Source organism: Brevirhabdus sp. (assembly GCF_052826345.1).
Genome location: NZ_JBRBUA010000028.1, coordinates 73,295 through 82,936, shown reverse-complemented (window position 1 = coordinate 82,936; position 9,642 = coordinate 73,295). Strand labels below are relative to the sequence as shown.

Below are 9,642 nucleotides of genomic sequence, written 5' to 3'. Positions count from 1 at the left end.
CGGAGCACGGCATGGCGATTGATCCTCTGGGCGGCGCGGCGGGTGCCACGGGCGCGGCGAAGGCCGCGTCGGAAAATTCGCTCAGCCAGCTGGGCGCGGATTATCAGAGCTTCCTGACCCTGCTGACGGCGCAGATTTCCAATCAGGACCCGCTGAAACCGATGGACAGCACCACCTTCGTGTCGCAGCTGGCGCAGTTGAGCCAGGTGGAACAGGCGGTCGCCTCGAACAGCAACCTGGAGGCGATCTCGACGCAGCTCGCAAGCCTCGGCTCGATGGCCGGGGTGGCGCTGATCGGGCGTGAGGTGACCGTGCCGTCGACCAGCTTCGCCACCGATGCGCAGGGGCCCGCGACGATCCGCTACCGCACGCCCGACGGCGCCGAGAGCGCCACGATCTCGATCCGGGCGCCGGACGGGACCGAGCTGCGCAAGCTCACCGACCTGCCCGCGGCGGACGGCGAGCTTATGGCCTATGTCTGGGACGGGCGCGACAAGGCGGGTCTGCCGGTGCCGCCCGATCGGCTGTCGCTGAAGGTCACCGCGACCGATCCGAGCGGCAAGGAGGTCGGCGCCACGGCCTATGCGCGCGCGACGGTCGACCGGATGACCTTCGAACAGGGGCTGGCCACGCTGCATCTGAGCAACGGCGAAGCGGTGCTTGCCGGGCAGATCGAGGCGATTCACTAGGCCCGTGTCACTGGGCCCGTGTCACTGGGCCCGTGCAGCGCGGTGCCGCAGGGGACCGCGAACCTTAGCTGCGGGGCACATCCGCCTTGTAGAGAGACATGAACAGCACGCTTTCGACGCTGTCGCCAAAGCCGCTTTTCAGCTCCGACGCGAGATTTTGCGAAAGCGCCTCCGTGTCGATGCTGGCCTTGCGCAGCATCGAGGTGCCCGAGACACGGTGCAGCTGCATCAGGATCGCGTCGCGCAGGCGCGCCGCGTTTTCGGCGGTGTTGAAATATTGCGCGGTCTCGCTGTCCTTCACCGCGACGCCGATGTCGGAAATCACATAGGTGATCGAATTGGCGCGCTGCACGGGGACGGTCATGCGGCCGAGTTGAACGACCTTCTTGTCGGCCAGATCCTTTGCGGTGGCGACGCCGGAGGTCGGCGGCTGGTCCATGCGTGTGGCTTGCCGCGCCGCATTGTCGCGCAGGATCTTCGGGGCCTCGCGCTGGTTGAATCCCGGCGCCGCGGCAGCGGGGTCAGCACTGGGGTCGGCAGCGGCGCCAGCTTCGGATGCCGGAAGCTTCAGCGCGGCGGGAAGCAGCCGCACCTCCTTTTCGCCCCGGCGCAGGGCGGCGGGCTTCTGCGCGGCGTCGGTTCCGGTTGAAGTGTCGGCCGCCGCGCCTGCGGGACCATCGGCGGGCGCCCCGGCGTGTTCGCGCGGCGGCACGGCGGCGGGGGCCTGCCCGGTGTCATCCTGCGACAGCTTGTCGAGCACCTGTTCAGACCCCGTGCGCGGGGGGGCCTTTACCTGTTGCTGCGCCGATTCGGGCACAAGGAAATGCCCCGCCCCATATCCGGCCGCGCCGAACAACGCCGACAGGACAGCCAGCATGATATGTGATTTCTTCATCGAACAGGTACTCGCAATTCATAAACGACCACCTCTTATCTCAGAAGAATCCGACATTAATTTTATGCAAACAGGGCAAAAGCCGTTTTCAATACGGCAGTATTATGTCCACCACGTCCTCGCCGTAGCTGCGTTGCTGCTGCCGCGACACCGATCCCCGCCCGCCATAGCTGATGCGCGCCTCGGCGATCTGGTCATAGGGAATCGTGTTGTCCGTCTGGATATCCTGGGGCCTGAGGATGCCCGCGACGCGCAGTTCGCGCAGCTCTTCGTTGACCTTGACCTCCTGTCGGCCCGCAACCACGAGGTTGCCGTTGGGCAGCCGCTGCACCACCAGCGCCGCCACGCGCAACGAAATCGATTCGTTGCGCCGGATCGAGCCGCTGCCGCCCGCCGTCGTGGCGGAGGTGATGTCGACGAGATTGCCGCTGGGCAGATCCGACGGCCCGACGCCGGGCAGGATCTTGTCGATCTGCGTGCCGTAGCCGAAAAAGCTGGGGAACCCCAGGGTGGCATTGCCCGAGCGTTCGCGGTCTGACGCGTTGCGCAGCGTGGCCTGATCGTTGATGTCGATCACGATGGTCAGGATGTCGCCGACCCTGGTGGCGCGCTGGTCGCCGAAAAACCCGCCCGAGCCGCGTTCCCACAGCGATGCCGCCTCGGCCCGGTAGGGCACGCGCGCAGGTTCCGGCGGGGGCATCGGCACGGTGGCGGTCGCGGCCTCCACCATTGTCTGTTGGTCGACGCCCACGCGGCTGAGCTGCGGATCGCGGTTGAACTGGGGCGCGCCGCAGCCGGTCAGCGCGGCACTGGCCACAAGAATCGTCGTGCGAAACCGGCTCATCTGAGAACCTCCACCAGCCCGTCTTCGCGGGCAATGCCGCGCAACGTGCGGCTGCTGACAAGATTGACGATGCGCAGTTCCTGCCCGCGCTGCGCGTCGTCGAGCGCGCGCCCGGGCGCCGTCACCCGCAGCTTGCCGTCGTCGAAGACGATCGAGACGCGGTCGCCGCGGTCGATCACCAGCGGTTCGGTCACCGAGCGCGACATCACCGGGCGGCCGCGCGTCAGCATCCGGCGCACCTGCTTGCCCAGCAGATCGTCGCGGCCCAGCACGGCAAAGGCGCTGACGCGGCGCAGCGGCAGCTCCAGCTCGGTCAGGTCCGCTTCGGTCAGGATCTCTCCGGGCATCACGCGGCGGTTGGGCACCGGCAGGGTCATCGTCGCCAGCGCAAGCCCCTGGATGCGCTTTTCCTGCCCGTTTTCCATCACGGCATTGGCGAGGAACCTGCCCGAGTCGCGGTCCATCCAATAGGCCGAGATGATCAGCGCATCGACGGGCTTGGGGTCCTGCACGCTGACGCGGATGCTGGCGCCCTCGGGCAATTCCGCGCCCCAGGCCTCGCGCGCCTGCTCCTCCACCAGCGTCTCGGGCGAGGCGGCACGGGCCGGTGCCGCCGACAGGGCCGACAGGATCGACACCGCCAGCAGCGCGGCCACGATATGGGCGTTCAAGCGGCTCACTTGATCTGATTGGCGGCGGACATCATCTGATCCGCGGTTTCGATGGCCTTGGAATTCATCTCATAGGCCCGCTGGGCCGAAATCAGATCGGTGATCTGACGGATGATGTCCACGTTCGAGGTCTCCAGATAGCCTTGCCGCAGGATGGCGACGCCCGGCTCGCCGGGGACGGCGGCGATCGGATCGCCCGAGGCCACGGTCGATTCCAGCAGGTTCTTGCCCAGCGGGCGCATCCCGGCGTCGTTGATGAAGGTGGTCAGCGTCAGCTGCCCCACCTCGACCGGAACGGGGTCGTTTTCGACAAAGGCGCTGACGATGCCCGTCTCGCTGATCTCGACACGCACGGTCTTGTCGGGGATGACGATACCCGGCGCGACCTCATAGCCGTCCTGGGTGACGAGCTGGCCCTGCGGCGACAGGTTGAGCGACCCGTCGCGGGTGTAGGCCTGGCTGCCGTCGGGCATGTTGACCGTCAGATATCCGCGCCCGTCCAGCGCCACGTCGAGCTGGTTTTCGGTCTGCACCAGCCCGCCCTGCGTGTTCAGCCTGACCGTGCCCGCGGTGCGCACGCCCATGCCCACGTTGATCCCGGCCGGACGGGTCGTGCCGCCTTCGCCGGTGACGGCCCCCTCGCGGGCCATGTTCTCATAGATCAGATCGGTGAAGGACGCCCGGCTCGACTTGAAGCCGGTGGTATTGGCGTTCGCGATGTTGTTGGAGATGACGTCGACATTCGTCTGCTGCGCCATCATCCCCGTCGCGGCGATACCCAAAGCTTTCATCTCGGCCCCTTTTCCGTTCAGACAGCCGGGCGGCCGATCCGCCCCAGCATGTTCTTCGTGCGGTCGTCGTCGGTGGTCAGCAGGTTGACCGTGCGCTGATAGGCCTGCTGGATCGCCATCAGGCGCGACACCTCGGTCACCGCCTGCACGTTGCTGGCCTCGATCCGGCCCTGCAGCACGCGCGTGTCCTGCGCCGCGACGGTCTGCGCCGCGCCGTCCCGCGGCGGGATCAGCAGGCCGTTTCCGATGCGGCGGAAGGCGTCGATGTTGTCGATGTCGACCACGCCCACCCGCGCCAGCACCCCCGCGCCCGGCGCCGAGATCGTGCCATCCTCGGCTATGGTGACCACGGCGGCCAGATCGGCCGGCAGCGAGATCGGCGCGCCGCCCTGATCGAGCAGCTGCGCGCCGCTCAGCGTCATCAGCCGCCCCTGCGCATCCAGCACGAACTGCCCGTCGCGCCCATAGGCGGTCTGCCCCGCGTCGGTCTGATAGGAAAACCACCCCGTACCGTTCAGCGCCATGTCGAGCGGATTGCCGGTGTCGAGCATCCCCCCCTGCGTCTGATCGACGAAAGAGCCGCGATCGAGCACGAAATTGGTCTGCATCCTGTCGGAGGTGCCGGAGCTGTCGTGCAGGTAGCTTTCGAACAGGACCTTTTCGGACTTGAAGCCCGCGGAATTCGCATTGGCGATATTGTTGGCCGTCACATCCATCTGCCGCTCGAGCGCGGTGAGGTGGGACAGGGCGACATAGGTGGAATTATCCATGCTTCCGATCCGAAACGGTGCGAACTGTTCATTCTTTACTTGCTGACAATGGTGTTTTTGCTAGAATAACGCAAGTATAAACATGCATAGCAGGGGCGCAATCTTGGCTGGACGCGGGTATATCAAGGCATTGCGCGGGTTTGCCCGCGAAGGGGGCGTGGCCCTTGCCTTGGCCGTTGGCGCGGCCGTCGGGGGGCTGGTGCTCGGGGCGGGGGCGGCGCCCGCGCGGGCCGAGTGGAGCACGGCCGAGCCTGTCGCCGCGCCCGGTTCGATACCCGATGCGTCCCGCGACGTGTCCCGCGATACGTCCGTCGGCGCCGCGTCGATGCTCACGCAGCTGGGGGTGCTTCAGAAATCGGTGTGGTCGCCCGTGCCCCCGGCGCTCTTCCTCGCGCCGCAGGACCCCGTGCCGTTCCTGAGCGAACGGCGCGCGCTCGGCCAGCGGCTGCTGGACGCGCCCGCCGGCACCCCTGAGCAGACCCGCGCGCTGATCGATCTGGCGGCCTTCTACCTGTCGCATGTCATGGTGCCCGAGGGGCTTTCGGTGCTGGGTGCGCTTGACACCGATCAGCTGCCCCCCGCCCAGAAGATGCGCGCCCTGGCGTTCGAGCTGGCGCTGGGGGTGCTCGACAGCCGCGACCGGGCGCCGACCGCGCGCTCGGCCGTGCTGTTGGAGCCGCGCTACGCGGGCTGGCCCGATCAGCCTCTCTTCCTCGCGATTTCGTATATTCGCGACGGCGCGCCCGCGCAGGCGGGGCCGCTTTTGCCCGATGCGGTGGCGCGGCTGGCGCGCTATCCCAAGCCGGTGCAGGAGCGCGTTCTGCCGGGGCTGCTGGAGGCCGCGATCGAAACCCGGCAATGGCGGCTGGCGCGCGATCTGGCCGCCGCCTTCGACGGCTACGCCGCGCTGAAGGGCGGGGCGGCCTATAATTTCCTGCTGGGCCGCGTGGCCGATACGGGCGGCGACCCGCTGGCCGCCTTCGACAGCTATGCGCGCGCGATGGGGGGCACCGACCGCTGGGCGCATCGCGCACGGCGGGCGCTGGTCGATCTGGGCCTGCGCGAAAAGGTTCTTGACCGCGACGCGGCGATCGAGCTGCTGACGCTGGAAACCCAGCTGTGGCGCGGCGACGCGGCGGCGGCGCAGGTGCTCAGCGATCTGGCCTCGCTTCAGGCGATCAACGGCGATACCGCCGCGGCGCTCGCGACCTATGGCAAGATGATCGCGGACAGCCCGCGCTCCACGCTGACCGCGGGCGCGCGGCAAAAGGCAAACACGCTGATCGCGGATTTCTACGCCCGGGGCGCCGCCGGTGAATTCAGCCTGGGCCGCTTCATGAAGGCGCATGAGAGCCTGAGCCGCTATTACCGCTACAACCCTGTCTTTGCCGAGGCTTCGGAGCGTTTCGCCGATACGTTCCTCGCGGCGGGGGCGACCACGGTGGCGGCCGGTGAATACCTTCTGGTGCATGACTACCTGACCGTCGCGGCCGATCTGGGCCTGGCGCAGGTCGACCCGACCTGGTTGCGGCGGCTCGAGGTCAAGCGGCTGGAGGCGCTGCTGGCGGGCGGGCGCTATGACGATCTGGCGCGGCTGCTGGCCGAGCTTGCCCCGCTCGACGATGCCGATCTGCGCCGCCGGGTCGATGTGGTGGCGGCGCGCTATTACAGCGAAACCGGCCAGCACGCCGCATTGATGAGCGCGACGGAACGCGCGCCCTCGCCGCAGCTGATGCGCATCCGCGCCCAGGCCTTTTTCGAACAGGGCGACTGGGCCGCCGCCGAACGTGCCTATGGCGCGCTCGGCACGGCCCTGGGCGACAAGATGCGCTTTGCCGATGCGGTCAATTTCCTGCTGGCGGCCTATCGCAACGGCAACATGGAGCGCACCGCCGCGCTGGCGGCCGATTATCCGGCGCTGACGGATCTGCCGACCTGGTCGACCATCGCGCGCGGCCTGTCCGAGGAGGCGCCCGAGCTGCTGCCGCTGCGCAAGGCCACCGCCCGCGCCACGGTCGAGCAGGCGGCGCAGACGCTGGACCGTCTGCAAGGACAGTAGCGCACAGGCGGATCGGGCTTTTCGGCCCTCATCCGGGAATTTTCGCAGGTTTCACGGATTTCATAGAAGGCGCCCCAAGATTTAACCATGGTGTAATCCGCAAGCACTACCTCATTTCTGAATGGTGAATCTTGATCAACGATCCGAAAACGGGGCGAGGCAGGCAAAATGAGCATTTCCAACGCGATGGCATCGGGCGTCAGCGGGCTTTTGGCAAACTCCAAGGCGGTCGAGCGGATTTCATACAACATCGCCAACGCAGACACCGTCGGCTATCGCCGCAGCTTTGCGCAGATGGTGACCGCGGGCACGATGGCGGCGGGGGGAAGCCCCTCGACCGGGGTGCGCACCGCGATCGCCCACTCCAACACCGATGACGGCAGCTTCAACTCCACCCAGGTGTCGTCGAACCTGGCGATCAGCGGCAACGGCTTCTTCGTGGTCAAGCCGAACATCAACGAAGGCGCGACCTCGCCCAATCTGGTCACGCGCGTCGGCTCGTTCGAACCCGACGATACCGGCTATCTGCGCAACGCGGCCGGAAACTACCTGATGGGCTTTTCCTACACCGACGGCACATTGGGCGCGGTCGACCGGTCCAGCTTCAACGATGTGGAGCCGGTGAACGTGGGCTCGCGCACCATCAGCGGGACGGCGACCACCAGCATCGGCATCAGCGGCAACCTGCCCGCGCAGGAAACCGGCCTTGCGTTTCCGGGCGATCCCTTCGTGTCGTCGGTCGAATACTACACCCCCCTGGGGGAGTCGGGGCGCGTGACCTTTTCCTGGCAGCCCAGCACCACCGCCAATGAATGGAACCTGACAGTCAGCGACGACGCGACCGATTACGGCAGTGTCGACGTCAGCTTCACCGACAGCGGCGCCAGCGCGGGCACGCCCGCGGGCTATGCCAATGCCACCTCGCTGGCCGCGGCGCCCTCGGGGTTCCAATTCGACCCCGCGACAGGGGAAATGTCGCTGACCATCGACAACGGCACCACGCCGCAGACCGTCAGCATCGGTCTGGGCACGCCCGGCAGCTTCGAGGGGCTGACCCAGTTCGCGGGCGACTACACCCCGCTGAACGCCGATGCGGACGGCTCGCAAAGCGGCACGCTCTTCCGGGTCGAATTCGACGAATTCGGCGATGTCTGGGGGATCTTCGACAACGGCACGCGCGACAGGCTGTTCAACGTGCCGCTGGCCACATTTTCCAACGCCAACGGGCTGAGCACCAACGACAACGCGAATTTCTCGGTGTCGATCGATTCGGGCGATCTCTACCTCGCCGCCGCCGGTTCGGGGGATGCGGGCACCATCAACGCGGGCGGGCTGGAAAGCTCGAACGTGGATGTCGCGCAGGAGCTGACCAGCCTGATCCAGCGCCAGAGGGCCTATTCCTCCAACGCCAAGATCATCACCACCGCCGATGAGATGCTGGACGAGACGCTGCGGCTGAAACGCTGATCCGGGCGCTAGTCCGGGCCGCCTGACGGGGACCTACGCATGAGCTTGACCTCTGCCCTGAACGCCGCCAGAAGCGGGCTTTACCTCACCTCGACCTGGGCGCAGACGACCTCGACCAACATCGCGAACGCCGATGCCGAGGGCTACGCCCGGCGCACGCCCAAGGTGGTGACCTCGGGCACGGGCGAGCCCGTGGTGTCCGAGATCAGGCGCGCGGTCAACGCCTCCTACGACCGCATGTTCCGGCATGAAACCGCGCGCGTGGCCAAGCAGGATGCGGTGGCCTCGGGGCTGGCGCTTTACGCGACGACGCTGGGCGACACGGATGCACCCGACGGGCTTATCAGCCGCCTGACGGATTTCCGCGGCGCGATGGGGCTGTTGTCGGTGAGCCCGTCGGATGCCGCGCTGCAACGCGCCGCGGTGTCGGATGCGCAGTCGCTGGCGCTGTCGTTCAACCGCACGAGCGATGGGCTGGGCGAGGCGCGGACCACCGCGCAGGAAGCCGTCCGCCAGGATGTGGCCGCGATCAACGGCAAGCTGGGGCAGCTTGCCGAGCTGAACCGGCGCATGGCGCTGGAGCCCGACGAAAGCGATCTGAAACTGTCGTATGGCGATCAGGTCACCCAGACGCTGGACCAGCTGTCGCAGCTGATGGATTTTCAGGCCCGCAACGACCGTTTCGGCCGGACCGAGCTTTTCGCGCCGGGCGGCGCGCCGCTGCTGCTGGGCGATGAGGCCAAGCCGCTGAGCTTCGATCGCAAGCTGGGGCGGCTTTTCAGCGGCGGTATCGACATCACGCCGGGGGCGGCCGGGGTGCGCGGGCTGTCGGAGGGATCGCTCGCGGGGTCCATTCAGCTGGTGAACGATCTGATCCCGCAGATGCAGGCGCAGCTGGACACGCTGGCGCAGGGCGTGATCCTGGGCTTTCAGGAGGCGGACCCGACGCTGGGGCCCGGTCAGGCGGGGCTGTTCACCGACGCGGGCGCCGCCGTGGGCGGCGCGCCCCCCAAGCCGGGGCTGGCGGGGCGCATCGCGGTCAACGACGGGGTCAAGCCCGAGGCGGGCGGCGCGCTGTGGCGCCTGCGCGACGGGCTGGGGGCGGCAGCGCCCGGCGCGGTCGGCGACAGCACCATCGTCAACGGGTTTCTCGCCACGCTCGACGGTGGCCACAGCTTCGATCCGGGGGCGGGGCTGGGGGCGGAAAACAGCCTGACGGGCTATGGCTCCATGCTGATCGCGGCGCAGCAGGACATTCGCGCCAGCGCCGAATCCGAGCGTGATGCGCTGTCGGCGGGCGCGGCGGCCGTGCAGAGCACGCGCATGGCGTCGATGGGCGTGAACATCGACGACGAGCTTCAGCAACTGGTCAGGATCGAGCAGTCCTACGCCGCCAATTCACAGGTCATGCGCGTCGTCTCCGAGATGGTCGACACGCTGCTGGCCGCATTCTGAC

At 67.6% G+C, this 9,642-nt stretch carries 9 protein-coding genes; 4 read left to right on the top strand and 5 right to left on the bottom strand.

Annotation, left to right across the window (positions count from 1 at the left end; genetic code table 11):
- Nucleotides 1-11: 11 nt before the first annotated feature.
- Nucleotides 12-689 (top strand): flagellar hook assembly protein FlgD, encoded by a 678-nt coding sequence (locus ACU0BR_RS04495; protein ID WP_446155655.1) that lies wholly within the window; start codon nucleotides 12-14, stop codon nucleotides 687-689.
- A gap of 64 nt (nucleotides 690-753) precedes the next feature.
- On the opposite strand, the gene ACU0BR_RS04490 is transcribed toward ACU0BR_RS04495, so the two are convergent.
- The 5 genes from ACU0BR_RS04490 to ACU0BR_RS04470 form a co-directional block, all read right to left on the bottom strand.
- Nucleotides 754-1,584, bottom strand: a complete 831-nt coding sequence (locus tag ACU0BR_RS04490) for a hypothetical protein (RefSeq protein WP_446155654.1) — start codon at nucleotides 1,582-1,584, stop codon at nucleotides 754-756.
- Nucleotides 1,585-1,672: 88 nt separating this feature from the next.
- The gene (flgH, locus tag ACU0BR_RS04485) at nucleotides 1,673-2,428 is read right to left on the bottom strand and encodes a flagellar basal body L-ring protein FlgH (protein ID WP_446155653.1); all 756 of its coding nucleotides are present in this window, start codon (nucleotides 2,426-2,428) and stop codon (nucleotides 1,673-1,675) included.
- A complete protein-coding gene (flgA, locus tag ACU0BR_RS04480) occupies nucleotides 2,425-3,108 on the bottom strand; it encodes a flagellar basal body P-ring formation chaperone FlgA (protein ID WP_446155652.1) in 684 nt (227 codons plus the stop codon). The genes flgH and flgA overlap by 4 nt, the downstream gene beginning before the upstream one ends.
- Nucleotides 3,105-3,890, bottom strand: a complete 786-nt coding sequence (gene flgG / locus ACU0BR_RS04475; RefSeq protein ID WP_446155651.1) for a flagellar basal-body rod protein FlgG — start codon at nucleotides 3,888-3,890, stop codon at nucleotides 3,105-3,107. The genes flgA and flgG overlap by 4 nt, the downstream gene beginning before the upstream one ends.
- Before the next feature lie 17 nt (nucleotides 3,891-3,907).
- Nucleotides 3,908-4,660, bottom strand: coding sequence for a flagellar hook basal-body protein (locus tag ACU0BR_RS04470; RefSeq protein WP_446155650.1), 753 nt, complete (start codon nucleotides 4,658-4,660; stop codon nucleotides 3,908-3,910).
- A gap of 103 nt (nucleotides 4,661-4,763) precedes the next feature.
- Between ACU0BR_RS04470 and ACU0BR_RS04465 the strand changes: the two genes are divergently transcribed.
- From ACU0BR_RS04465 to flgK, 3 genes are all read left to right on the top strand, one after another.
- Nucleotides 4,764-6,719, top strand: a complete 1,956-nt coding sequence (locus ACU0BR_RS04465) for a hypothetical protein (RefSeq protein ID WP_446155649.1) — start codon at nucleotides 4,764-4,766, stop codon at nucleotides 6,717-6,719.
- 168 nt (nucleotides 6,720-6,887) lie between these two features.
- Complete coding sequence (locus ACU0BR_RS04460; RefSeq protein ID WP_446155648.1) at nucleotides 6,888-8,186, top strand: flagellar hook protein FlgE; 1,299 nt, start codon at nucleotides 6,888-6,890, stop codon at nucleotides 8,184-8,186.
- Nucleotides 8,187-8,225: 39 nt separating this feature from the next.
- Nucleotides 8,226-9,641 carry a flagellar hook-associated protein FlgK gene (flgK, locus tag ACU0BR_RS04455; RefSeq protein WP_446155647.1) on the top strand — a complete coding sequence of 472 codons (1,416 nt, stop codon included), beginning with the start codon at nucleotides 8,226-8,228 and terminating at the stop codon, nucleotides 9,639-9,641.
- The last annotated feature ends 1 nt before the right edge of the window (nucleotide 9,642 follow it).